Below are 25,622 nucleotides of genomic sequence, written 5' to 3'. Positions count from 1 at the left end.
TTATTCTGTTTGTTCCACAGCAATTTCTTGTACCATATCCATTTGGTAACGCCCCCATAATAAACTACGCGTTAATACCGTATTATTGTTTAATTTCAAAATACCCGTTTGTCCATAATGTCTGATATAAGGGTATTGCTTGAACATGTTAAATTTATCAATCAGCGATAAGCTGTCATAACCCATAGCAAATATGCGTTGTAGGCTATCACTTTTGTTGGGCCAAATAGTTTCTGTTAATTGCTTTAACGGTTGATTTTGTTGTTTACTTGGTAAGATCCAAGGCATTTCAGTAAACTGTAACCCTGTTAAATCACGACTATCACTTTTATCGGCGTTATCACTATGGCTACGTGAACTAGCAAAAATGGGGATTTTTTTCGCAAAAGGACTGATATTTACATCAATGTAAGGTTTTAATAAACGGGTCTCATTGGGGGAGCCAACGACATAGATCATATCTAAATCACGTCTATTTCTTGCTTCTGTTTTAATCTTTTGCCTAATCCGCTTATCAATATTATTAATACGTGTTTGGCTTGTCGAAACACCAAGGCTGTCTTTCAGTTCATTTTGCATGGTTGCGCCATCATTGACATAAACGGTTTCTGGTGTTTTTCCGGTGATTTTATGCCATTGCTTAGCGAATGTTTCAGCGATACGTTTACTGACATTATCTTTTTGACTAAAAATAATAGGATGGTGAAAGTTTTTTTGGCTTAAGGTGGTTGCTGCTTGAATTGCTTCGTCTGCAGGGTTCATTGAAAGCACCATATGTTGATCTTTTAAAGCTTCTTTTGTCGGTGAATTAAATAACAATGTAGGTAAGGTAAGGTCTGGTTGAGCAAGGTATAGATCAACATTTTCTTTTAGCAAAGGGCCAATCACGTAGTTAATTTCTTGAGTTATAAAGGTTTGACTCAGGGTCGTCATATCAAGATGATTGGAATCGATAAAATAAAGTTTCTTGCTTTGATCATTATTATACGCTGATAAAATGCCTTGTTGTGCCGACTCTCCCGCTGCTTTCTGTCTTCCCGAAAGTGGTAAGATAATGGCAATGTTTTGCTGGTGTTCAGCAAAAGTTAATTGTTCGTTCATTAATTGTGGAATTAATGGGTTCGCAGGATGAAGTGGAAATTGCCTTTGCCATTGGGTTAAGTAACGGTTAAAACTGGTTGAATCATACCCAAAGCGATGAGCAAAGTTTAAAAGTTGCTGCCAACCATCGATATGAGGCGGCTGCGCTGAAACGAGTTGTTCAATTTCCCATTGGGATAATTGATTAAGGGCGAGCCAGAGCGTTTCTACATCTATAATCGTGATGTTGGGATGTAACTTAAATGCTCTTAAACGAGCATCTACAGCAGCTAAATTCAACCCTCGTTGGTGTTGAACTTCTGCGAGTGTTTGATAGTAGGTAAGCTGAAAAGACTCTGAAAGCAAATTAACTTGTTCAATTTTTTTAAGGCTTTCTAGTGATAACTCGGGATTATTTGCCAGGAGTAAACTTTGTGCTTTAATTAGCAAAAGTTGTTTTTGCTGAATGTCACTTTCCGTAAGAGGTAGTGTTTGGTCTGCGAGCCATAAAGCTTTGGCTAGTTGATTTTCCTCAATAAAACGAGCACTTGCTGCTATCAATAAATTGATTGACTGTTGAGTAGGGGCTTGCTTAGCTTGTCTGAGATATTCTGCTGCGCTGACGTCCTTGTCTTGACGAATTTCAACAGTACTTTCAGTCGGGATCGTTTTTTTGGGGCTGACTTTGTTAGTGGAGCAACTAAACAATGTACTCGTTAGCAAGAATAAGATCAGTAGGGAAAAAGTGCGCTGTGATAATAAATTTTTGTTCACAAAGAAAAGCCCGTAATTTATCTAGTTACTGTATAATAAACGTCATCTTCAATTGGCTCAACACAAGTATAGATAAATGACAGATAAAGCAGAACTTTTAGGAACCTTATATATTGTTGCCACCCCGATTGGTAATTTAGCCGACATTAGTCAACGGGCGTTAGATATCCTTGCAAGCGTCGATGTTATTGCCTGTGAAGATACTCGACATACTAAGAAATTAATGTCTGCTTTTTCTATCTCGAATAAAACCTTATCACTGCACGATCATAACGAAAGACAAAAACAAGACTATGTTGCCAGCTTATTGCAAGAAGGTAAAAATATTGCTTTAGTCTCCGATGCAGGTACTCCGTTAATCAGTGACCCTGGATTTCATCTAGTTAGACACTGTCGGAGTTTAGGTTTAAAAGTATCACCTGTACCTGGCGCTTGTGCTGCGATATCAGCATTGTCGGTAGCTGGTTTACCAACAGACAGATTCAGTTTTGAAGGATTTTTACCGTCAAAATCTGGTGCCCGAAAAACGGTTTTACAATCGCTAGAACATGAAGTCAGAACTATGGTGTTTTATGATGCGCCTCGAAGAGCAATTGATACAGTCAAAGATATCGTTGAAACTTTAGGTGGTAATCGATATGTTGTTATCGCAAGAGAGCTGACTAAAACCTTTGAGACAATATACTCTGACATGGCAGAAAATTTACTGACATGGTTAGAGCAAGATCCTAATCAATTAAAGGGTGAAATGGTTTTAATTATTGAAGGCTATAAAGCGGATGTTAATGAAATATCTCCACAAGCCATTGCGACGTTAAAATTATTATTAGCAGAAATGAAGCCTAAAAAAGCGTGTGCCATCACGGCTGAAATTCACGGCATTAAGAAAAATGCTCTTTACGATATAGCATTATCGTTAAAATAACTTATTATCTTGGTTATTAAAGCGAAAATCTTCGCTTAATTGGAAAGAAAAAAACATGGATTTTAGACGAAGATTTTTACATCGTTCATTCAATAAAATTTATATTTTATTATTATTTTTCAGTGGTGTACTCTCTGCTGAGTCAACCAAAAATACATTTAAAATAACAGCTCCAGATATCGCAGCTGTCTTACCTAGCGTTGAAAATACACTGCTTGAGTCCTATCAAAAAATTGGGGTGAATGCTGAAATTGTTCGTTTACCGACGATAAGATCATTAGCAACGGCTAATAACAGCGATTGGGTGGATGCTGAGCTTGTTAGGTCAGCAGAACTCGCTCAAAATTTAATTGACTACATTATGATACCTATTCCTATCTTATCACTCTCAATGAGAAGTTATGGCAATAATGTAAACCAATGTTTTTCAACATGGGAGTCGATAAAGTCTAGCAAAGTTGCTTTTTTAAGAGGTTTTATATCAATTAAGTCTCGTTTAATAAAACATAATATTGAATTTTTGGAAGTAGAGACCAATGAACAGGCTTTGGCAATGTTACAAGCACATCGCGTTGATGTGATTATTATTTCTGAAAAATTACTACCTGAAACAGTAAGATCTCGCCTAGAAAATAATAAAAACCATTGTATGAAAGAATTAGAAGTTATTGAGCTTTATCATTTTATTCGTAAAAGGCATCAAGCGATAGTGCCCCAGCTAACACAGGCCATTAAAGAATCGTTTACAGGGAAAGTTATTAACTAACGACTTTATCTGTTGGCCTTGGTGGTTCTATCAGGTAGAATGCGCCTCGAGTTGACTAGACAATCGCTGCCTAATTTATTTCGATATTATTAGGGGGAGGAAAGTCCGGGCTCCAATGAGCAGGGTGCCAGGTAACGCCTGGGCGGCGTAAGCCGACGACAAGTGCAGCAGAGAGAAGACCGCCGATGGTTATCTTTCGAGATTTCACAGGTAAGGCTGAAAGGGTGCGGTAAGAGCGCACCGGATTGCTGGTAACAGTAATTGCAAGGTAAACTCCACCCGGAGCAAGACCAAATAGGAATTCGTATGGCGTGGCTCGCGTTGAATTCGGGTAGGTTGCTTGAGCTATAGAGCGATTTATAGCCTAGACGAATGATTGTCACTTTTCTTCGGAAGAGATACAAAACCCGGCTTATGTGTTGACTCATAAATTTTAGTAACCGCTTGCTCTATCTATAATAGTGCAAGCGGTATGCTAAAACTTCTTAATATCAGTACGTTAAATTAAGAAAATTGGCACACGGTTTTCTTTTCATATCTAAATTTTTTAAAACTCACTCAAGTTTCTGTTTCTACTTCAATTTTTTCCTGATACGATCTATGAGATTTATTACCTATGTTTTAATATATTTCGTTAAGTCATATAAATTCTACTAACCCAACCAATACAGGCGTTTTCAAATTGCTCTCCCCTTAAAATCTATCTTTTAATAACTAATCTGTTAATATTTCTTATAAACTCATATTACTAACCTTTTCATATCGTAAAAATAAACTGAGTGCATCAGAGTCTGAATATTTAACGTACTCAGTACCTAGAGATAGTTTGCCAAAGGCATAGTTAGCACCAAGGTGATAGGCTTTTTGATTTGGGGCATCTTTTGTGGTTTGAACTTCCAATCCTGCGTAAAGGTTTATGTTTCTAGCCACAGTGTAATGAACAAAGCCGCTACCACCGTAATAGTCAACGTCAAAGCCAGTGTGGCCATTGTTATTACTTAATTCAGCTTCAATGTTGCCGTAGTTTGCACGTACATCAAAATGCATGATTTCAGAAAACGGAATGATGTAACCTAAACTTGCGCTCCAGCGGTCTTCTTCGAATTTAATACCATCTTCTGTATCGTTAAGGTCTCGGTAGCGGAGTTCACCAAACACGTTTTGCCAACGCTTGTTAGCACGTACTTCAAAGCCAGTTAATCCAAATTGGTCAATATCTGAGTATTCAGATTTGACAATTCCATGCACTTGCAAAAAATTATAATCTTGTGAAGCGTTAGCAGAAAGTCCCCCTAAAGTTAACGCAATAATTGAGAGGTTTGACACGATAAATTTCATATTCTTCCTTTAAAAATAGTTTTAGTAAGTAAAGTGAAAGCAAAGATATCAAGCCGAAAGTGAACCAAGGGTGAATAATCTTAGTTAGTATAAAAATATTGCGTCACTTTTGCTTTGCGCTTGGCAACATAGAGGGAATTGAACGGGCCTGACAAACAACGCAAGATTTTACCTTTATTTGACCGTCAGGTAGATACAATTGTTCATCTTCAACATTTATTGGTAAGTCGTTTATCAATTTGTATCAAATGGAATTCTATGAAAAAAACACTCATTACTTTGGCTTTGTTACCGTTGCTATCTATTGCTGGCGAGTACGAAACTACCATAGGCTTAGGCCACCAATACGGCGGCATTATTGGTGCCCAGCTGGGTTACAAAACAACATCAACAAAATACTATGCGGCAATTGGTGCTGTAGGTTTTGCATTGGGCGCCCAAACAACATTTGGCGATGTAAAAAATAAGCATGCATACGGCTTTGTGGTTGGTAAAGAAAGCATTCAGGCCGAAGATGGTTTTATATTTGTGACGTATGATTATCACTTTGACGGATTAGAAAATAATGGTTTTGTCATCGGGACTGGGGTTGGTTTTACTCGAGCTGATGAATATCATTGGTTCGCCGATAGAGGGGAGATTGAAACTACACCATTTATTACGTTAAACATTGGTTATAAATTTTAAATCAATAATTAGATTGTCATAATTGACAATTTTTATACACATTAGCTTATTGGTTATCTCACTTATTCAATAGCCCCTTGCGCTTATGCTGGGGGCTGATTTTTAATTATGATAATCTGTTATTCAATCATCCTGAAAATACTTTTAAAGATTCAGGCTTGATTGAGATTGATAACTCTTCTGCTGAAAAATTTTCACCATCAATGACATAATCTATTGTCTCTTTTGCTTGTATAACAATGTGTTGGGCATCTTTGTATTGAAATAGTGTCGATTTATCTTGTAAGCCTAAACTTGATAAGGTCAGATCGGAGAGTGCTAATAGTCTTCCTCCTAACGATTCACTGTTGTCTAAATAGGTGACATGCAATTGTCCATCATTAACTTTTGGAGGTTTGCCTCCATGAGCTAATACTGTACTAAATGGTGCAATGTTTGCGATAACTAAACTATGTGCTTTAATATTTTCAGTGGTTTCGTCATCAAATGTTACACGTATTTCTTGGTGTTCTTCACTCATCACGGCATTAAAAAACCCCGTTAAGTAGGCCAATTGACCTTGTTCATTTTTTTCCTCTCGATGGGCGTGCGCGATCATTTTTTGCTCAAAGCCAATACCTAATAGCAGCAGTATTGGCTGACCATTACATTGCGCGGTATCAATTTTCTGAATATTATCACTGGTGATTGCATGACAAGCACTCTCAATTGGCGAAACCTTAGAGTTGATACCATATAGCACATGACACAATGCATTTGCTGTTCCTAAAGGAATAATACCTAGGGTGATATCTCGATGAATAAGTGCGCCGGCAACTTCGGTGACAGTACCATCACCACCGCCGACAATAACCGTTGATACCCCTTGTTTGATAGCGTCTTCAGTAAGGTCTTTTGCCGATAATGATGGTGTTGTTTCATAAACACGCAAGCGCATTGTTTTTGTTAATTCACGCAATAACTGTTGTTGATAAGTTTGCCATTTTCCTCCGCCGGACACCGGATTAATAATTAACCACGTTGGTGATTGAAGTTGGAGTTGCTTGTTGTTTTGGATAGCATGTAATATTTTTAGCTGCGCTCTATTAAGGTTTGCTGTACTTCTGATTTGATTAAGCGAGGTTAGCACTTGTTCTACTGACAAGCTTGTATCTTTACTTAAAATATAAGCGGCGACGACAAATACCGAGCGACCTCTTCCTAAGGCACAATGGACAACAACCGCATTTGATTGTGATATTTGTACATCTATCCAATTGAGCGCGTGAAACAATTGCTTTAACGAAGGTACTTGATGGTCCAGTGTCGGAATATTTAAGTAATCAAACTTTTTATCTGTCATGGCGCTTTCTAACCCAACAAACTCAGCCGTAACATCAACAATACAACTGATACCTTGTTCATTCAGAGTGTGCAAGTCTTCGCTAAATAAGCGGCGAGAAAGGTACAAATTGTCCTGTACTTTTTGGATCGCAGGCGCTTTATCATGTCTTCTTGCCCAAGCATTATATATTTTTGCACCCGTAAGAAAGGGAATAAATGCCCATTGTATCCAAGCTGAAATTTTACCGTCTTGGCTTTTTCTAAATATTGAAGGCATTTCAAAAGTATAAGCTATGGAAACTAACAGCAAAGAAAGTCCAAGCCATATTAATAGCGCCTGAAACAATACGAAAGATAAATAAAAAGCCATCAAAAAACATAGCAATGCCGCAGTTACATAGTATTTAACGATAAACATTTAGCCCTCCAGATAATTAATCAAAGATACAATTTGAATGGCAGTTAAAGTGCCATTTCTTGGTCATATTGCTCAGCTAATTTTACTTTTTGGTTATCTGTAAGTGCTTTACCTGCCATTTGGAAAAAGCTTCTCTCTTCTTCTTCTAAATGATGTAACACTTTATGCTGAAGTTTTTTTGCCAGCGTTAACCATGCGGGTGAATTTAAGTCCGTAGCGTCAAGCTCTTCGATAATTTTGTCAATAGTATGATGCTCTGCAATACCATGGCGAGTTAGCTCAATGGTTTGGTCATTCTCTATTAAGGGGGCATAAAAGTATCGTTCTTCGGCACTTGAGTGATTTTCAAGTTCTTCTTTTAGTAATAAGTAAAACTCGGCCCGTGTTTTAGAACCTGGGGATGTTTTCAATATTATCTCAAGCAGTAAGCGTTGTTTTTCATGGCTGTCTTTTAAGGCGTCAAATATAGTATGCATGTCATCTCCATGATTAGTTACAGAGATAACAATCGAAGCAAACGCTTCAAATTGTTATCTCATTGAGTCAGGTTAATTGGTTAATATGTTATTGAGAGTTAACTTGTTTAGTGACTAACAATCGTTAATTCATCTTCGACTTCTTTCACGTCATTAGTGTTTTGAGCAATTGAGACGACTAGATCATGCTCAGTGTCAGAATAGACTTTCCCTGATAAAGTAACCACGCGATCTGTTGTGTCTACATCGATATCTGTGCCATCTATATTTTGATCCATCAATAATTTTGTTTTGACTACGGTATTAATTTTCGCATCCGTTAAAGTGTTGATGGTTTTTTCTTGTAGAGAAATAGCCGGATCAGACATCACAGTTAAGTGATTATTAACGCTTTTCACTTGCTCAAGAGTGAGTAGTAATTCTTCTGCAAGGTCTTTTTCTATTTCGCTATCTACTTTACCTGTAAGCGTTATTACTTGATGATTAACGTCGGTATTAATATCAAATGCATTTAAATTAGTATTAAACATTAAAGTTGTTTCAGCCTTACCGTCAATCCATGCATCAAGCGCTTTATCTTGCCACTTTTGAGCGGCAAGTAACGAAGGTGATGACAATAAGAATCCACAAATCAAGATTGGTTTTGTTAAATTGAACTTCATCAGTTATCTCCTTTTGTTGTAAGGTATTAACCATAAAGCAGTGATTGTGCCAGACAAGTTAAGTCATTGTTATTTAATCAATAACTTGGTTTTTGTTAAAAGGTAAAAGGAGAGGGAGGTCAAAAGTGTGAAAAAATTACATGAGCTATTTGTAATTATTATCAGGATATAATTATCGCTTACTCATTCATTTGAGTGAACAAAGATCGTTAAGCGGCCATCAGTTCACGATTGATTTTAGTTCAGTACTTATTCGTGACGCTATTCTTGTGGTTTTTCTGAATCGTCGTATTTTTCAAGTTTGTTATATAAGGTTTTTACACTAATATCTAATAAGCGAGCCGTGTCACTTTTGTTACCTTGTTGTTGTTCCAAGGTTTCAAGAATTGCTTGCTTTTCGACTTGTGCAAGAGGGACACCTACCGGAACATTCAAATTGTCTTGGTTTTGTTGTTCTGTTAATACAATGTGATCAGTATCGATCATATCGGTTGCAAGAATATAGGCGCGTTCTATCGAGTATTTCAGCTCTCTTACATTACCCGGCCAGTGATAATCGCTTAGCTTGGCAATTGCCGCTTCTGAAATTGGTTTATTTAAATTTTCATCATTATTTTTGTAAGCTAGAAAGTGTATTGCCAAGCCTTGAATATCATCGCCTCGGCTTCGTAATGGTGGCACGTGTAATAAAAATTGAGCTAACCTAAAATAAAGATCTTCTCTAAAGATACCATCGGCGACTGCATCGGCTAAATCTCGATTCGTTGCCGCGATAATGCGAACATCGGCATGTAATACTTTATTACTGCCAACCGGTGAGTAATCGCCTGTTTCTAAGACACGAAGCAGTTGTACTTGAAGTTCTTCTGGCATTTCGGTGACTTCGTCAAGAAATAACGTGCCTCCTTTTGCTTGAGTGAAATAGCCATCTCTTGCGTGATGGGCGCCGGTGAATGCACCTTTTATATGACCAAAAAGATCACTGCTAGCTAACTCTTGGCTTAAAGCACCACAGTTAACAGCAATAAATGGTTTTTCTGCTCTTTCGCTAGCATTATGCAAAGTATGAGCAACGAGTTCTTTGCCAACACCACTTTCACCAACAATTAACACACTAGTATCAAAGGTCGCCACTTTTCGCACACTTCGATAAAGCTTTTTCATCACTCGCGAAGAGCCGTATAAAAGTCCGAACTGATCTAAGTTACTCGACTTTACGACGTGGCTAGCGACATGACTTAATTGCGATTCGTCGAAAAATTCTTCCAAAAGCTCATCAATATGCGTCACTTCAATCGGGGTGCGATAGTGGTAAGCTGCGCATTTTAATACCGCTTTATCGAGTAATTCGTTGGGCATCCCTTCACTGAGGAAAATAAAGTCTGTGTCAGGAAAAAATTTATGCTCAGCTAAAAATTCATAATCATCTTGGCTAAATTGATTCGTTTCTATTATGGCGATATCAGGATTTTCAGATAGCCCATTGAGCCATTGCAACTTTGGTCGTTGCTTCACTGCAAATTTTTTGTCTAAAGATAATGAAGATAAAAGGTTAACAAAGCTTTCACTCGAGACACTAATTAATACAGAAGGGGTATACATATTTACATTCCTGATCGAAGGAGAGATTGTCAAAATTACAAAGTTACTATGTAAAAAGTACTTAGCAAATCAAATATCGCATTCTAGTCAGTAGGATTGCTTAGCTTGCGTAGGTTGGCATAAATCTTGGTTATTGTCATTAGTACTCAGCATTTTTGTGGAGGTAATGTGCGTAATCTTGATAGTACAAACGTTAGTTACGGTGATCTAGCACTCATTGAAGAAATAGCTCAAACATATACAGAAGAAATTAAAAATCTCTTGAGTTTGCAATATAACCTGAAAACGAATCAGGTTGGGTTAGATTTTCATGAAGAAATAGACATGAGATTGTTATCTATTTCTAGATTAAATCACCTTATCGCGATGCAATCTGCTAGTTCTCTTCAAACATATTCCCCTTTAAAAAGTTCAGACTATCAATTAGCTGGAATGACATTACTGAATGAGCTTCAACAATTGTGCAAACATGCTAAGCAAAACATTGAATTGATCAATAGTTTAGAGCGTTTTATTGAAAGTAAATCATTAAAAAGACACGTCGAACAATATACCAATGAAATTAAAAACTCTTTACAGGTGATTCAGAAAAAAGAATCAGCCTTAACCGAATATTTAGCGGAACAAAAGAAATCATTGTAAGGGACCCTGGTACTTACGAGGTTTTATTGTCAATTTTAACATGAGCATTTGGAGTGAGTTGCAAATTATGAATTTAAACGTGTTAGATAATTTTTCGGGGTTGATTGAAGAGAAGCTAGACACATGGTTGCAAGAATTAATCATGCATATCCCCAACGTTGTTGTGGCATTTTTGATCGTGTTTATTTTTTCTATAATGGCACGATTTTTTGGTAAAGTTATCGGAAACATATTACGCAAAGGGTTAGATTCAAAACAAATTGCTGATTTACTGACTTCTATTGGTAAGGTCAGTATTTTAATCGCAGGTATCTTTATCTCGCTAGATTTTATCGGTTTAAAAGGCACCGTTACTTCTTTATTAGCAGGGGCTGGAATTGTTGGCTTAGCCATTGGTTTTGCTTTCCAAGATATGACAGAAAACTTGATTGCAGGGATTGCCATGGGAATACGTAAACCCTTTCAAGTCGGTGATGTTATTCGTGCTGATAGTGTATTTGGTACGGTAAAAACAATTAACTTGCGTAATACACTGGTGGAAACCTTTTTTGGACAATTAGAAATCGTCCCAAACAAAATCTTGTTTCGTAATATTCTCACTAACTTTTCAGTCAATCGTATTCGGTGTATTGAAATTCCGGTTGGTATTTCCTATGCAGATGATCCTGAAGAAGCGGCTAAGGTCATAGTTGAACAGTTGAATCAATGTGACTTTGTTATTAAAAAAGATGAGACAGCGGTTTATGCTGAAGGATTTGGCGATAGCAGTATTAATTTATTGGTATGGTTTTGGATAGATTATCCTGGCGAAACTGGTTTTATGCAGGCACGTCATCAAGCGGTTGCCGCGATAAACGATGCGCTGAAAAGTGCGAACATTCTTATACCATTTCCAATTAGGACGCTAGATTTTGCTATCAAAGGAGGAGAGAAATTAAACGCTATGTTGAATAAACAAAGCGATGATAATCAGAATGAAATAAATTGATTTATCCAAAAATTCCAACCCAATGATGTGTTTAGTAATTAAAGGCGATAAAATGTTTCAAAAGATACCTTCAGTTTTTCAAAGGTGTATATTAAGTATGATAACTCTGGTTAGCACAACATTATCTGCTAATCAGATGGCGGTAAAACCGGTTTCAGTATTAAACGAAAGAGTACATTCGCAAAGTAATGCAGTGTTAAATCCTTTTTCCATTTCTCAATATCGACAAAATTATATTTTGCCATTTAGCTATGTGACAAATCCCAACACCATTACCACAAATGGATTAAATAAAGATAATGTTGACAATTTGGAAGCAAAGTATCAATTAAGTATCAAACTACCTGTGTATTTAGCATCACAACGTGGCGATGGTGTCTATTTTGGTTTCACTGCGGTGTCATTTTGGCAACTTTATAATAGTGAAAAATCTAAACCGTTTAGAGAAACCAATTATGAACCTGAATTATTTTATGCGTGGAAAAGCAATACATCATTGTTTGGCTTTAATGTTAATGAGTTTACTTTAGGTCTTTCACATCAATCGAACGGGCGAGGCGGTTTAAAGTCACGCAGCTGGAATCGTTTATATGCGTCGGCAACTGTTAGTAATCATGCCACTTTTGTTCGTTTAAAGGCATGGTATCGAATTGAAGAAGATGAAAAAGCTGACCCTTTTGATGCTTTAGGAGATGATAATCCTGATATTGCGCGTTATCTGGGGTATGGTGAAATTGCTGTGGGTACTCAATTTAAGCAAGTTAATTTTTTAGCTTTAGTGAGAAATAACTTAAGAACAAGTAACAATAAAGGTAGCGTTGAATTGAACCTATCTTACCCAATAAACGAGCGCTATGAGGTATTATTGCAATATTTTAATGGTTATGGTGACTCACTCATTGAATACAATCGACACCAACAACGCATTGGTTTAGGTGTTCAGTTAACGTTTCTTTAATGGCTTAATCGTAAAGCTGCTTATTAACCGAAGAGAAAGTGGCCGTTATTAATAATGTATTGTTGTAGTGCCACAACTTTGTGTCAATTGACGTAAAAAAATAGACCTTAGCTTGGCGTATTTGCGTTTGCTAAGGTCTCGTTATTATCAGTATTGTAAGTGTTAATGATTTGCTATGAATAGGCTAAACAAAAGTATTCATTAGCACGTTCATTAACAGTCTTTATCTTCAGATTTTACTTTATCTTTTAGTTCTTCACAGGCATCTTCAATGGCATTGCCAGCGTCTGTGATCGCCTCATCTACTTTCTCTCCTGTTTCTTCTGCTGGTCCTTGTTCACATGCCGTCAATGCGCTTAGGGTAAATAATGTCAGAGTCGTTGTTAGTAACAATTTAAATATATTCATAATTAGATCCTCTTATAAAAGTAAAGATGTCGAATTTAAGTTAACAAAAAAGTTAAAAAATACTGTTAAGGCTTGGGAGCTTTACCACGCGTGATGTTCAGAATGAATGAAATAATCATCAAAACGATAAAAATGAGGAATATAACTTTTGCAATACTTGTTGCGGCACCAGCTATACCACTAAAGCCTAATATCGCAGCAATAATGGCAATCACTAAAAAAGTAAACGTCCACTTTAACATGTCAATCTCCTATCTTTGTTGATATCAAAAGTGTTGTTGCACAAAAAGTGCCAGACATTATTGGATTGTTTAACGCAATGAATTTAAAGGGTTTACTTTGCTATTGAAGGAAGATTTTAATGGGGAATTTAGCGGAGTGAACATTAATATGAAAAAATTACATGTTGAATATGTAAATTGTTCTCACTGAATCAGTTAAAGACGATTGGTTTTTAAGTCTTTTGTCGATTTCAGCCCCATTTTTTACTTGGCATAAATGTTGGATAGTCAATATTGATATATTCTAAATGAATACCATTGTGTGCACTGCTAATTGCAGAAACCTGGAGTTTTCGTTATGCAATCCAATTATGTCAAAAAGCTTGTTAGCAAACTATCCGATACCTTTGCAGAACAACCTGAGTACTTACAAGCGATAGAAGAATTAATTGCATTTAGTGAATTAGATCCTGCGCTGGCTGAGTCTTGTGAACAATATAATGTTTTAGCACGTATATTACAGCCAGATAGAGTGATCAGCTTTAATGTCGTTTGGCAAAACGATCAAGGTGAAGTTCAGGTTAATCGGGGGTGGCGAGTTCAACATTCAAATTTAATCGGTCCTTACAAAGGAGGGCTAAGGTTTCATCCTGATGTCAATGAGTCAGTGTTGAAGTTTTTAGCGCTTGAACAAACGTTTAAAAATGCCTTAACTGGGCTCCCTATTGGTGGCGCGAAAGGGGGGGCCAATTTTGATCCTAAAGGCAAGTCGACTAATGAAATTATGCGTTTTTGTCAGGCGTTTATGGGAGAACTTTATCGATATATTGGCCCTAATACCGATATACCTGCTGGTGATATTAACGTTGGACCTAGAGAAATTGGTTACTTGTTCGGTGCTTACCGTCGAATAAAAAATAAATTTTCAGGGGCTCTTACGGGTAAAGATGTGGGATTTGGCGGGAGTCATGTACGTATCGAGTCAACCGGTTTTGGTGTTATCTATTTTGTTGAAGAAGTACTTGCGGATAAAGAACAGTCGCTTGACAACTTAACTCTGATTCTTTCAGGCGCAGGTAATGTCGCATTAAATACAGCCAAAAAAGCCATAGAGCAAGGCGCCAAAGTGCTTACTTTATCTAATTCTTCTGGCTACCTATTGGCAACTAAAGGATTACGTGCAGCACTTATCGATGAGCTGCTTGCTCAAAAAGCTAAGCCCGACTTAAGTCAAATAGCCAATGGTGCGGATATCAAATGGTACTCAGATAAGAAACCTTGGGAAGTTGACGCTGATATCGCGATTCCATGCGCGACACAAAATGAGTTGGATATTAATGATGCCAAAAAATTGGTGAAAAATGGTGTGTTATTTGTGTTCGAAGGAGCCAATATGCCTTGCACAAGTGAAGCCATTCATTATTTTAAAAAACATAAGATAAGTTTCTTACCTGCGAAAGCGGTTAATGCGGGGGGCGTGGCAATGTCTACCTTCGAGATGGGGCAAAACGCGAACTTTTATCCTGAGTCTTTCGAAAAAATGGATGAGAAGTTAGCGTTAACAATGAAGAAAATTCATCAGCACTGTGTACAAACAAACACTCAAAATTACTTAGTTGGCGCCAATAGTTTCGCGCTCAATAGATTAGTTAAAGCTGCATTAGCTCAAGGTATTTAATTTTTCTATAAACGCTTATTAAAGCAAAAGGAATCAAGACGTTGAAAATTAATATAAAAGAACAAAATCGGGAAAGAATGCCACTTGAACAACAGTTCGAAAAGGTTATTTCTCCGCTACAAGCTTTTATTCATAGCCAGTCTTCGGCAGGATTTTTATTGTTATTTGCTACCGCAATTGCATTGTTTTTAGCAAATTCTAGCTGGCATGAACACTATGTTTGGTTAACCAATTTTAACATTGGCTTTATTTGGGGAGAAAGCCAGCTTTATCATTCTGCCGTTGACTGGGTGAATGAAGGCTTGATCGTATTATTCTTTTTTTTACTCGGACTTGAAATTAAATTTCAAGTATTAGCCGGCGAATTAAAAGATGCCAAAAGTTCAATACTGGCAATTTCAATGGCGCTTGGCGGTATGGTTGTTCCCGCGTTAACTTATTTAATGGTCATGTCGGTTTTAGGAGGAAGTGACTGGCAGGGCTGGGGCATTGTAATGGCAACAGATACAGCCTTTGCTTTAGGGTTGTTAGTGTTATTGGGAGCCCGAGTACCTAAGTCAGTTTTAGTTTTAATTACTGCACTGGCTATCGTGGATGATATAGGTGCGGTATTGGTGATAGGCCTTTTTTATACCGACAATGTGTCATTACTGTATTTAGGTTATGGCGCTATTGTATTAGCCGTGATGTTTATCGCTAACTTGGTAGGTATTCGCGCTGTTTGGTTTTATTTATTTTCAGGTTTAGTTCTTTGGTGGTTTGTTTCACATTCTGGTGTGCATGCAACTACCGCAGGTATTCTTGCGGCGTTAACCGTGCCGACAAAGCCTTTAGCAGACACTAATTGGTTCGCACATTCAATGGAGCGCTTAATCGCAAAATTTAAACGGATAGACCATCACGAGAAAACGATTTTAGATCAACAAAAGCAACATGAATTAGCCGAAGCAGCTGAGGTTATTGCGAAATCAGCGACAACACCGGTTCAGCGCTGGCAAAGTAAATTACATAGTCCAATTAGTTTGCTTGTATTACCATTATTTGCCTTGTTAAATGCGGGAATTGTTCTCCCTGAAAGTTCAGCCGAAATTTTGTCTATGCCGGTATTTTGGAGTTGTTTGTTAGGTTTATTGATTGGCAAACCGTTAGGGATCGTCTTGTTTTCATCGCTTTTTATAAAATTAGGCTGGGCGGAAAAACCTATTGATATGCAATGGCGTGACTTCGCTGCTTTAGGCTGTTTTGCAGGCATTGGCTTTACGATGTCGTTATTTATTACCAACTTGGCGTTTATCGGGGATATCGCTACCATTGAAAAAGCGAAGCTTGGTATTATTTGTGGATCATTATTATCTGCCGTTTTAGGATTTATTTTATTTTCTAAAAGTGAAAAGCCCAGCTAATTATTTTAAGTAACTTTTAGCTTTATTGTTATTCAGCCTATAGCCGCTTGTTATCAAAGGATAATAAGCGGTTTTTATTTTTAATATTCACGAGTTAATACTCAACTTCATTTTGTTAATGCATTTGTCGTTTTGAAAACTCACTAACACTTGCCATGTTTGATAACTCTTCTACACAATCCTCACAAATAGGGTGATTTTTACTGAATGCTAAAATCGGTGGGAAGGTCAGTGACAGTCCTTTTAATGCTAGTAACTTAATATCGTTGTCAGCTTGATCCGATTCACTAACTTTTTTTAAATAGTCGTGAGGTACGGTTAAAAACTTTAGCGATAAGGTTAATTTATTCATTCTTTCATAGAGGGAAGATAAATTATGGCAACTACAAATCCATGCCATCATAGTTTCAATACATTGCGGATTATTTCTATAGCCAAATGCAAGTAGATCATAAGCTTCAGAATAAAAGTATTCAGCTTTTTGCCACTGATTATCTTTAAAGCAGTCATTCCCGTGAGTTAGTAATGACTTCCATTGCTCGCTTTCCATCAAGTTATCCTTTTAATTGCTAAAAAAGCAAATAATAATGATTTTCATTTGCGTTTCAAGTGATGGATATAATTTTCTTAGATAAATTGAAACCCACAGTGGAGAGTTAAACAAACTAAACACCTTAAAACAGTTCATTTGTACAATAAGTTTACGCTAATGATAGTAATTCGTATTTACATTTGTGTTTGCAGTGGTATGATATGCACATAAATGAGTTTTTACTCTAATAAATGTTAATAAGGTTCTAGAGCTTGCCTCTATGCCAACTCACCCTTAATTAGGATCGAAACGTGAAAAATATGAAATTATCTGCGCTTTCTTTAGCGTTATTATTGGCAACCAATGCAAGTGCAAATGATGAAAAAAATGAAAGTGAAATAGAACGCATTGAAGTAAAAGGTAGCTATTTAAAAGGTTATAACGCACACAGTGCTAGTGGCGCTTCAAGATTAGAGCTCGATATTATTGATATTCCGCAGTCGGTTTCGGTGATCACGGCTAGTCAAATGAAAGATTATCAATTAACCAATATTGATGCTGTTTTAGATACCGCCACAGGGGTGAATGTGGAACGCATTGAAACGGATCGAACTTATTATACCGCTCGTGGTTTCGATATAACCAATTTTCAGGTTGATGGCGTAGGTTTACCACTTAGTTCTGGAAATAATCATGCTGATGAAGATACCTCAATTTACGATCGCATCGAAGTGATTCGTGGAGCCAACGGTTTAATGACTGGTGTAGGCAACCCATCTGCCACGATCAATTTTATTCGCAAGCGTCCTACTGCGGAAAATGAAATAAATATCAATGGCACATTAAGCAGTTGGGATAACCAGCGTTTAGAGCTTGATGGTAGTTATAACTTCACTGACAGTACGGCGATAAGAACGGTAATTGTTAAGCAAGATGCTGATTCATATCTAGACCGATATCACAAAGAGAAAAATGTTTTTTATGTCTTTTTAGCACATCAATTGACAGAGAATACTAAGTTTTCGTTAAGCCATACTATCAACGATAGTCAAGCGACAGGCAATAACTGGGGCGCGAATCCTTTATTTTACACCGATGGTTCAGCAACTAATTATGATATTTCAACCAGTACTTCAGCAGATTGGTCTTACTGGGATATCAGCAAAGAAAATACGGTGCTAGAAGTGAGTCATGCCTTTGATAATGGTTGGCAACTGCGTGGTACCTATTCACATAAAAGTACAGATGAAGATTCGGAGTTATTTTATGTTTATGGTACGCCTGATAAATCAACAGAGTTAGGACTGTTTGGTTATGCCAGTGAATATGACAATGACGACAAACACGATTTAATCGATATATATCTATCGGGTGAATTTGAATTTTTTGGCCGCGAGCATGAATTTGTTGTTGGGGCAAATCACTCTTCCATGTCGGGGGAAGAATTATCGCTATACGATTATACCACCGGCAATGGTTTCCCAGTGATGCCTCCTTTAACAGAGTGGGATGGTAACACGCCTAAAGCTACGTTTGCTGATGGGAAAACAGGTTCAGATGTATCACGCGATCAAAAAGCATTGTATTTTACGGCACGATTCAGCCTCACTGATCACTTTCATTTAACGGCGGGTGGCCGCCAAAATGACTGGGAGATAAAAGGTGAGTCATATAGTGTTGTGCAAGATGCCAGTGATGAGCAATTTATTCCGTATATTGGTGGGGTTTATCAAATAACCGATAACCTTGTGGCATATGCAAGTTACACCGAAACCTTTGTTTCGCAAACTGAGTTAGACATCAATAACAATGTTTTAGCGCCAATCACAGGTAAGAGCCAAGAAGTAGGTATAAAAAGTAACTTATTTGACGATAAATTTTTAGCGACAGTCACCTATTTTGAAACCAGCCAAGAGAATGTTGCAAGGTATGATGATCGTTCTTCGCCGGGAGATTCTCGTTTTATTGGTACGAAAGGCGTAGAAAGCTCAGGTTTTGAGTTTGACTTAGCAGGGGAGTTATTGCCTGGCTTACAAACTAGTATTGGTTTTACACATTTTAATATTGATGTTGAAGATGAGATAGATGCTAACGTTGCTGACTATACCCCTGAAACGTTATTTAAAGTGGCGGCGACTTATCGCGTACCGCAAGTTGAAGGCTTGTCATTGGGCATAAATATGCGTTGGCAAGATGAAATATCTCGATTACAAGGTGTTGTTGCTGAAGGTTTTAGTAATGCCGGGCAAGAAATCATTACCAAACAAAAAGCGTATGCGGTGGTTGGTTTAATGGCGCGTTATGAATTTACAGAACAGCTTGCATTAACTTTGAATGCCTACAATGTGACAGATGAACAATATATAAACAGCTTATATTGGGCACAAGGTTATTATGCTGCACCAGCAAATTATTCTGCAACGATTAGTTGGTCATTGTAATTATCGCGAAATGTTTATTCGATAAATAATAGACAAAACATTGCTTTGGCAGTGTTTTGTCTTTTTGGATTTAATTATGAGAAAAAAACTTTTTAAATGGCATTCAGTGAGTGCGCTAATAGCATTAATTCCTTTAATGGTTATTGCGGTTACCGGTAGTATTTTGGTGTTTAAAGTTGAGATCGATACCTGGTTGATGCCCGAGCATATGACTGTCAATGCAGATGAAACTACACCAAGACTGAATTTAAATACCTTGATCAACAAAGTAGAAACGGCTAATCCCCAGTTCTTAATGGGCAGTTGGGAGTTATTCGATGATAAGTCTCGTGCTGATACTGCTTATATTATTGAAAAAGCTACGGGGCATTGGTATAAACTTTATCTCAATCAATATACCGGTGAATTACTCTCTAAACCTGTCACCGTTGTACACGATATTACTGACTGGTTGTTGTCGTTACATTATACGTTTTTATTAGATTTTACCGGCACTGTGTTAGGCTCAATTTTTGCCATTATTTTATTATTTCTAGGTATCAGCGGTATTATTTTATATCGTCAATTTTGGAAGAAATTATTTACTCTCAGATTTAAAGCGGCAAGGCGTATCTTTTATAGTGATGTGCATAAATTTATAGGTATTATCTCATCGCCGGTGTTAATTATTTTAGCGATCACTGGGGGCTATTTTAATATTGCCGCGGTTGTTCATGAAGTGAGTGAACATATTGAGCCTCATCCGCTGTTAACTAAGCCTCTCTATAGTCAAAATATAGATTTTCAAAGGTTAGTGGATAAGTCTCAAAAAGATATCAAAGGGTTTAATCCTACCTATTTCATTTTCCCTTTTGAGCCAGAGTTACATATTACGTTTTTTGGTGAAGTGCCTACTGATAATCTCTTAATTAGTGAATATGCTAGTACTGTTACTTATGATCGAGTATCAGGAGAATTAATGGCCGCTTTAGATATTCGTACCCAATCGACTATAACGGTTGTTATTGATACCTTTAGAAAGCTTCATTTTGGTTATTTTGCGGGAATACCAAGTAAAATTATTTGGTGTGTTTTAGGGCTAACGCCTTTATGGTTAGCATTAACTGGGCTGTATTTTTATTGGTTTAGAAAACGTAAACGACCAAGTAAAGTTTTTAGCAAAGTACCCGCAATGTAATATTTGGGGGAAATTACTCAAAGGCAACTATCATTAGTTCCTGATATAGCCGCTTATTCTTTTTAGTAGAATAAGCGGCTTTTTAATTTCTCTTATATTGGACTTTTTAGTTGAATATGCCGGAACGAATCTTAATGATTTAGCATTTAATATCACACTTTCTAACTTATTCCTTAATGGTTTAAACAAATGACTTTGCTAAATTATTGCCAGTATTTAGCTTGTGAAAATGGAAAACCAATACTCTAAAATCCTTAGTTAACCTAGCCTAGAGAGTAAAACAAACAATTGTTAGTATCTTCTTTTTAAAGAGAAGTTAACGGGGCTTTACGTCATCTAGGCAATTATGCCGGTTGATTTTATAGCGGTTATTAGTTAGAGTACTAATTATTAGAATGCTAACGATTAAACAAGAAGGAAACAAAATGAATATCATACGTGATATTTCAAAAGACAGTAGTACCAAGGGTTATTTATATTCTAGAACACCTTTAAACCATCACTTCCCTCCTGCTTGTCATTTCAATCGTTATATTAATTTATTCAATCCTCCTCCTATATTTAATTAGTACTATTTGTATTTTTATTTTTCATTAATCGTTTTTATATGAAACGAAGGTAAGCTTTGTTCAAAAAAAACAGGTTAAATAAATATTAAAATTCAAGGGTTTAGGAAGAACAGGCTTTGCAAAGAGCCTTAATCATCAACTTTTGGGTATTTAGATACTCAACACATTTATCGTCATTAGTGCTTAGTCATAAGTGCTATGTAACTTTTAAGGGTTTCATGTGAGTTTTAAAACTTGGCAAAGAATAGTTATTAAAGTGGGTAGTGCGTTATTTGCACCGAACCAAAATGGATGTAGTAGTCAATATTTATTGAGTATTGCAAATTTTATTGTCCGTTGCCGTTTATCAGGCATACAAGTGGTATTAGTTTCTTCTGGTTCCGTGGGGGCTGGTGCTCATCTCTTTGAGGAGTCGGGTGAAGATAATATTGTGATCAAAAAAGCCATGGCAGCTGCAGGTCAATCTGAAATGATGGCTACTTGGGACAGACTTTTTGATTTCCCTACCGCACAATTATTATTAACGCATGGTGATTTACGTAATCGAGATCGTTACGAAAGCATTCGAAATACCATAGATACGTTATTAGTGAATAATATTTTACCTATTATCAATGAAAATGATGCCGTTACCACCGACAAATTGAAAGTCGGTGATAATGATAATTTATCGGCAATGGTTGCGACAGCTGCAAAAGCTGATTCATTGATCATATGTTCCGATATTGACGGACTTTTTGATGCCAATCCACATTTAAATGACCAGGCAAAACTATTGTCAGATGTGTATCAAATTAATGACGACATTTATGCCATGGCGGGCGGTGCGACAAGTAGTGTTGGTACAGGTGGAATGAAAACCAAAATTCAAGCCGCCGAAAAAGCCATTGCTCATGGTATTGATACTTTCATCGTCAATGGTTTTAAAGAACAAAGCTTTAATTCGTTATTAAAAGATGAGAATCCTGGTACACACTTTTATCCTCATAAAGACCCGATGCACGATGGCGTGCACTGGATGCGTCATACTACCCGTGCGCAAGGGGAATTAATCGTGAGTGAGGATTATGAGATCACTGCCAATCAACTTAACGATATTTTAGATATTGATGACTTAGTCAGTGTAAAAGGTAATTTCTCGTCTGGAGATACTGTCTTACTTAGAAAGCATAGTGGTGAAAAACTGGCAAAAGTAAAAACCAATTACAGTAGTTGCTTACTTAACTTTATCGCGTGTAGCGATAATTCATCTTTTTCTGAAGAACTAGATAAAACGGATGAACCTATTTTATCTAATCAATTTATTGCCTTAATGGAGTCTTAATGAGTTTAATTACCAACATTGCAAAAAAAGCTGCACAAGCCGCTAAAGTTATGGCCATTCAAACAAGTGAAGCCAAAACAAAGTTATTAAATGATATGGCTAATGCCTTGAGAATTAACAATAAAGTTATTATGGCAGCGAATGATATCGATATTAGTTTTGCGAAAGAAAAAGGCTTAGGTGAAGCAATGCTCGATCGCTTACAGTTAAATGCTGCTCGCATCGAAGATATGGCAGTAGGCTTAGAAACAGTTGCAGGAATATCTGAAGTAGTTGGCACGCTTAGAGAGCAAGTTGTTAGACCTAATGGTTTGAAAATTAGCAAAATGCGGGTGCCTTTAGGCGTCATTTGTATGATTTATGAAGCTCGACCGAATGTGACCGCTGATGCCGCAGGTTTATGTATTAAGTCAGGTAATGCCGTCATATTAAGAGGCGGAAAAGAAGCGTTAAACAGTAGTTTAGCCATTGCGAACGTTTTACAACAAGTACTTGTGAAACATCAATTACCAAAAGAGATTGTCACTGTCATTGATCAACCAGATAGAGCTTTAATGACAGAGTTACTCACGCAAAAAGATTACATTGATTTAGTGATCCCTCGCGGCGGCGAAGGCTTAATCAATTTTGTCTGTGAAAATAGCCAAATTCCAGTGATCCAGCATTATAAAGGCGTTTGTCATTTATTTGTCGATGAAAAAGCTAATATCGACAAAGCATTAGCTTTACTGTTAAACGGCAAAACCCAAAGAACCGGTGTTTGTAATGCCTTAGAAGGTTTACTTGTTCACCAAAAGGTTGCGGATAAATTTTTACCTTTAGTTGCAAAACGTTTTCAAGAGCTTGGTGTGAAAGTCAATGGCTGTGCTCGAACGGTACCTTATTTTGACGACATAGTGCCTTTAGCTGATTCAGAGTTTGGTGAAGAATATTTAAGCTTAGAGATTGCGATTCGTGTGGTAGATGATTTTGGTCAAGCCATTGATCATATTGATCAGTTTGGTAGTAACCATACCGAGGTTATTTGTACGGAAGATCAACAAAAAGCGATGAATTTTCAACGTTTAGTGGATGCTTCAGTGGTCATGGTAAATGCTTCTTCACGTTTTTCTGACGGCTCACAATTAGGACTTGGTGCTGAAATTGGCATTGCTACCTCGAAATTACATGCCTACGGACCAATGGGCATAGAGTCATTAACGACAGAAAAATATCTCGTTAATGGTGAAGGCCAAGTTAGAGCTTAAACCGTCTTAAACAGATAAAAGCTTTTTAATCAGTCAAAGAACACTCGCATAAATCAGTTAAGTTTGATTCAGCGAGTGTTTTTATTTTTTATTGGCCAATAAAAAATAACTAAGAAATGCGAACTTTTTTATCGATTCACTTATAATGCAGCCACGTTAATTTTACTACTCGCTTTGTTATGCTCTCTGGTGAATCTTGCTTTACCCCTTTTAAAGAATCGATAGCGGATCACTGTTTACCACAGCGCTTTACTTACCCGTTTTATTATCAGCCCCATCCTTTGGCACTTGTGGCCGTGAAAGAGTTGCAGCAATATTTAACGAATCAATGCCAATGGCATCATAATTTTGGTATTCCATCTCATCAACTCACGACTCCGTCGGCAATTCCTGAAGAAGTTAGTGGTAAAATGTTTGGCGTATTGGTTGTGAAAAATAGCCATGGTGAGTTAGGGTATTTATCTGCATTTTCCGGCAAACTTGCCAATCAAAGTTGTTTAGCGAAATTTGTCCCTCCTGTGTTCGATATCCAGCAAGAAGATAACTTTTTTATTGAGAAACAATCAGTTATTAATAATATTAATCAACAAATATCGAGACTTGAGCAGAACCCCGCTATTGAACAATTAAGTTGTCAGTTAATTGAACAAAATAGTCAGTTTGAAAGTGAGCTACAAGCGCATCGTGAAAAAATGATAACGAATCGCCAAGCGCGAAAGCACAAGCGCTTAATCGCTGAGCAAGCGTATAATGATGGTGATTTAAATGCGCAGGAATATAAAGCTCATAGCATTCAAATGAGTCGAGAAAGTGTTGAAGACAAACATGCTTTAGCGGATTTAAAACAACATTGGCAAGAAAAAATTGCGGCGATTGAATCAACACTTAAGCCGTTAGAAGCAGCGCTTGCTGATTTAAAAAAGCAGCGAAAAAAATTATCAAATGCGCTACAAAAGTACCTCTTTAAGCAATATCAATTTCTTAATCAAAGTGGCGAAGCACAAAATTTAATAACCTTGTTTAAAGATTCACTTTTTCAAACACCTCCAGCAGGCGCGGGTGATTGTGCTGCACCTAAGTTATTACAATATGCGTTTCGTCATCATTTAACGCCAATCACTATGGCAGAATTTTGGTGGGGAGCAGCGCCTAAATCTGAAATTCGCCAACATAAAAACTTTTACCCCGCATGTCAGGGAAAATGCCAACCGATTCTTACACATATGCTGGCAGGAATGGCATTGGATGAAAACCCATTGTTAACAAATCCTGCGGCTGGTAAGCCTTTGCCGATTGTTTATCATGACCAAGATATTGTCGTAGTGAATAAGCCCGCTGAATTTCTTTCAGTACCTGGAAAATCGATAGCTGACTCTGTTTATAGCCGTATTAAAGAAAAATTTCCTCAGGCAACGGGCTCATTAATTGTCCATCGCTTAGACATGGCAACGTCAGGGCTTTTGATATTGGCGCTAAACCCAAGAGCGCACAAAAAACTTCAACAACAGTTTATAAACAAAACCATTGAGAAACGATACGTCGCTATTATTGAAGGTGAGCTAACGACAGAAACAGGCAGCATAGATTTACCTTTAACGGTAGATATTAATGACAGACCACGCCAGTTAGTGTGCTTTACTCACGGTAAAAAAGCATTAACTCGCTTTGAAAAATATCATCCACAGCCAACATTTACATCTGATAAAAAACTGACCAAAGTTTATCTTTATCCTAAAACAGGCCGAACTCACCAATTACGCATGCATTGTGCTCATTTCGATGGCTTAAATATGCCCATTTTAGGGGATGATTTATATGGTAAAAAAGCTAATCGGCTTCATTTACATGCCGAATATTTAGCGTTTGAACACCCAGTCACTAAAAAAACGATGGCTTTTCAACAAGACGCCGAGTTTTAAGGGATGTGCTAACTTGGTGTCTCGCAATTGCGACTGAACATTAAATAAACTGTCCCAAAAGTGA

The 25,622-nt window shown here is 37.2% G+C and carries 23 protein-coding genes and 1 other RNA gene; 15 read left to right on the top strand and 9 right to left on the bottom strand.

The genetic code is table 11. The features are described from left to right. On the bottom strand, positions 1–1,854 hold the full coding sequence (locus tag RM573_RS15995) for a penicillin-binding protein activator (RefSeq protein ID WP_311584320.1): 1,854 nt from the start codon (positions 1,852–1,854) through the stop codon (positions 1–3). 76 nt (positions 1,855–1,930) lie between these two features. On the opposite strand from RM573_RS15995, the gene rsmI reads away from it, so the two are divergent. The 3 genes from rsmI to rnpB all read left to right on the top strand — a co-directional run bounded on the left by rsmI (position 1,931) and on the right by rnpB (position 3,976). Continuing rightward, positions 1,931–2,779 carry a 16S rRNA (cytidine(1402)-2'-O)-methyltransferase gene (gene rsmI, locus RM573_RS15990; RefSeq protein ID WP_311584317.1) on the top strand — a complete coding sequence of 283 codons (849 nt, stop codon included), beginning with the start codon at positions 1,931–1,933 and terminating at the stop codon, positions 2,777–2,779. A gap of 55 nt (positions 2,780–2,834) precedes the next feature. Further along, complete coding sequence (locus tag RM573_RS15985) at positions 2,835–3,545, top strand: transporter substrate-binding domain-containing protein (protein WP_311584314.1); 711 nt, start codon at positions 2,835–2,837, stop codon at positions 3,543–3,545. Between the two features lie 47 nt (positions 3,546–3,592). After that, an RNA gene (gene rnpB / locus RM573_RS15980) (RNase P RNA component class A) lies at positions 3,593–3,976 on the top strand. A gap of 301 nt (positions 3,977–4,277) precedes the next feature. Here rnpB and RM573_RS15975 read toward each other — a convergent pair. Next, the gene (locus RM573_RS15975; RefSeq protein WP_311584312.1) at positions 4,278–4,883 is read right to left on the bottom strand and encodes a porin; all 606 of its coding nucleotides are present in this window, start codon (positions 4,881–4,883) and stop codon (positions 4,278–4,280) included. Positions 4,884–5,141: 258 nt separating this feature from the next. Between RM573_RS15975 and RM573_RS15970 the strand changes: the two genes are divergently transcribed. Further along, positions 5,142–5,570: a hypothetical protein gene (locus RM573_RS15970; RefSeq protein WP_311584309.1), complete on the top strand. Its 429-nt coding sequence runs from the start codon at positions 5,142–5,144 to the stop codon at positions 5,568–5,570. 127 nt (positions 5,571–5,697) lie between these two features. Here the strand turns inward: RM573_RS15970 and RM573_RS15965 are convergent, their stop codons facing one another. The 4 genes from RM573_RS15965 to RM573_RS15950 form a co-directional block, all read right to left on the bottom strand. Beyond that, positions 5,698–7,311 (bottom strand): diacylglycerol kinase family protein, encoded by a 1,614-nt coding sequence (locus RM573_RS15965; RefSeq protein ID WP_311584305.1) that lies wholly within the window; start codon positions 7,309–7,311, stop codon positions 5,698–5,700. 44 nt (positions 7,312–7,355) lie between these two features. Further along, a complete protein-coding gene (locus RM573_RS15960) occupies positions 7,356–7,787 on the bottom strand; it encodes a hemerythrin domain-containing protein (RefSeq protein ID WP_311584302.1) in 432 nt (143 codons plus the stop codon). Between the two features lie 107 nt (positions 7,788–7,894). After that, positions 7,895–8,449, bottom strand: coding sequence for a BON domain-containing protein (locus RM573_RS15955; protein WP_311584300.1), 555 nt, complete (start codon positions 8,447–8,449; stop codon positions 7,895–7,897). 261 nt (positions 8,450–8,710) lie between these two features. Next, positions 8,711–10,051, bottom strand: a complete 1,341-nt coding sequence (locus RM573_RS15950; protein ID WP_311584297.1) for a sigma-54 interaction domain-containing protein — start codon at positions 10,049–10,051, stop codon at positions 8,711–8,713. 168 nt (positions 10,052–10,219) lie between these two features. On the opposite strand from RM573_RS15950, the gene RM573_RS15945 reads away from it, so the two are divergent. The 3 genes from RM573_RS15945 to RM573_RS15935 all read left to right on the top strand — a co-directional run bounded on the left by RM573_RS15945 (position 10,220) and on the right by RM573_RS15935 (position 12,639). Continuing rightward, a complete protein-coding gene (locus RM573_RS15945) occupies positions 10,220–10,693 on the top strand; it encodes a hypothetical protein (RefSeq protein ID WP_311584294.1) in 474 nt (157 codons plus the stop codon). 67 nt (positions 10,694–10,760) lie between these two features. Next, positions 10,761–11,681 carry a mechanosensitive ion channel family protein gene (locus tag RM573_RS15940; protein WP_311584291.1) on the top strand — a complete coding sequence of 307 codons (921 nt, stop codon included), beginning with the start codon at positions 10,761–10,763 and terminating at the stop codon, positions 11,679–11,681. A gap of 97 nt (positions 11,682–11,778) precedes the next feature. Continuing rightward, positions 11,779–12,639 (top strand): phospholipase A, encoded by an 861-nt coding sequence (locus RM573_RS15935; RefSeq protein ID WP_311584289.1) that lies wholly within the window; start codon positions 11,779–11,781, stop codon positions 12,637–12,639. 213 nt (positions 12,640–12,852) lie between these two features. Here RM573_RS15935 and RM573_RS15930 read toward each other — a convergent pair whose 3' ends face one another. Beyond that, on the bottom strand, positions 12,853–13,047 hold the full coding sequence (locus tag RM573_RS15930) for a hypothetical protein (protein ID WP_311584286.1): 195 nt from the start codon (positions 13,045–13,047) through the stop codon (positions 12,853–12,855). Positions 13,048–13,112: 65 nt separating this feature from the next. Then, positions 13,113–13,289, bottom strand: a complete 177-nt coding sequence (locus RM573_RS15925; protein WP_311584283.1) for a DUF1328 domain-containing protein — start codon at positions 13,287–13,289, stop codon at positions 13,113–13,115. Between the two features lie 337 nt (positions 13,290–13,626). Here RM573_RS15925 and gdhA point away from each other — a divergent pair, with 337 nt between their 5' ends. Together gdhA and nhaA are read left to right on the top strand one after the other, a co-directional pair. Further along, positions 13,627–14,946, top strand: coding sequence for an NADP-specific glutamate dehydrogenase (gene gdhA, locus RM573_RS15920; RefSeq protein ID WP_311584280.1), 1,320 nt, complete (start codon positions 13,627–13,629; stop codon positions 14,944–14,946). A 41-nt stretch (positions 14,947–14,987) separates the two neighbouring features. Then, positions 14,988–16,349, top strand: coding sequence for a Na+/H+ antiporter NhaA (gene nhaA / locus RM573_RS15915; RefSeq protein WP_311584277.1), 1,362 nt, complete (start codon positions 14,988–14,990; stop codon positions 16,347–16,349). A gap of 115 nt (positions 16,350–16,464) precedes the next feature. On the opposite strand, the gene RM573_RS15910 is transcribed toward nhaA, so the two are convergent. Then, complete coding sequence (locus tag RM573_RS15910; protein ID WP_311584274.1) at positions 16,465–16,899, bottom strand: DUF2753 family protein; 435 nt, start codon at positions 16,897–16,899, stop codon at positions 16,465–16,467. A 302-nt stretch (positions 16,900–17,201) separates the two neighbouring features. Between RM573_RS15910 and RM573_RS15905 the strand changes: the two genes are divergently transcribed. The 6 genes from RM573_RS15905 (at position 17,202) to RM573_RS15880 (ending at position 25,558) form a co-directional block, all read left to right on the top strand. After that, on the top strand, positions 17,202–19,322 hold the full coding sequence (locus tag RM573_RS15905; RefSeq protein WP_432280247.1) for a TonB-dependent siderophore receptor: 2,121 nt from the start codon (positions 17,202–17,204) through the stop codon (positions 19,320–19,322). A gap of 76 nt (positions 19,323–19,398) precedes the next feature. After that, positions 19,399–20,499 carry a PepSY-associated TM helix domain-containing protein gene (locus RM573_RS15900; protein WP_311584264.1) on the top strand — a complete coding sequence of 367 codons (1,101 nt, stop codon included), beginning with the start codon at positions 19,399–19,401 and terminating at the stop codon, positions 20,497–20,499. 425 nt (positions 20,500–20,924) lie between these two features. Next, a complete protein-coding gene (locus RM573_RS15895) occupies positions 20,925–21,068 on the top strand; it encodes a hypothetical protein (protein ID WP_311584261.1) in 144 nt (47 codons plus the stop codon). Positions 21,069–21,288: 220 nt separating this feature from the next. Next, a complete protein-coding gene (gene proB, locus RM573_RS15890) occupies positions 21,289–22,392 on the top strand; it encodes a glutamate 5-kinase (protein ID WP_311584256.1) in 1,104 nt (367 codons plus the stop codon). Beyond that, positions 22,392–23,639 carry a glutamate-5-semialdehyde dehydrogenase gene (locus RM573_RS15885; RefSeq protein ID WP_311584252.1) on the top strand — a complete coding sequence of 416 codons (1,248 nt, stop codon included), beginning with the start codon at positions 22,392–22,394 and terminating at the stop codon, positions 23,637–23,639. Before proB ends, RM573_RS15885 begins: the two co-directional genes overlap by 1 nt. Before the next feature lie 179 nt (positions 23,640–23,818). Beyond that, positions 23,819–25,558 carry an RluA family pseudouridine synthase gene (locus RM573_RS15880; protein WP_311584247.1) on the top strand — a complete coding sequence of 580 codons (1,740 nt, stop codon included), beginning with the start codon at positions 23,819–23,821 and terminating at the stop codon, positions 25,556–25,558. Positions 25,559–25,622: the final 64 nt, after the last annotated feature.

The organism is Thalassotalea castellviae (genome assembly GCF_031846185.1).
Taxonomy (GTDB): domain Bacteria; phylum Pseudomonadota; class Gammaproteobacteria; order Enterobacterales; family Alteromonadaceae; genus Thalassotalea_H; species Thalassotalea_H castellviae.
Note: the sequence above shows the minus strand (reverse complement) of the source record. Positions and strands in the feature narration are given on the sequence as shown.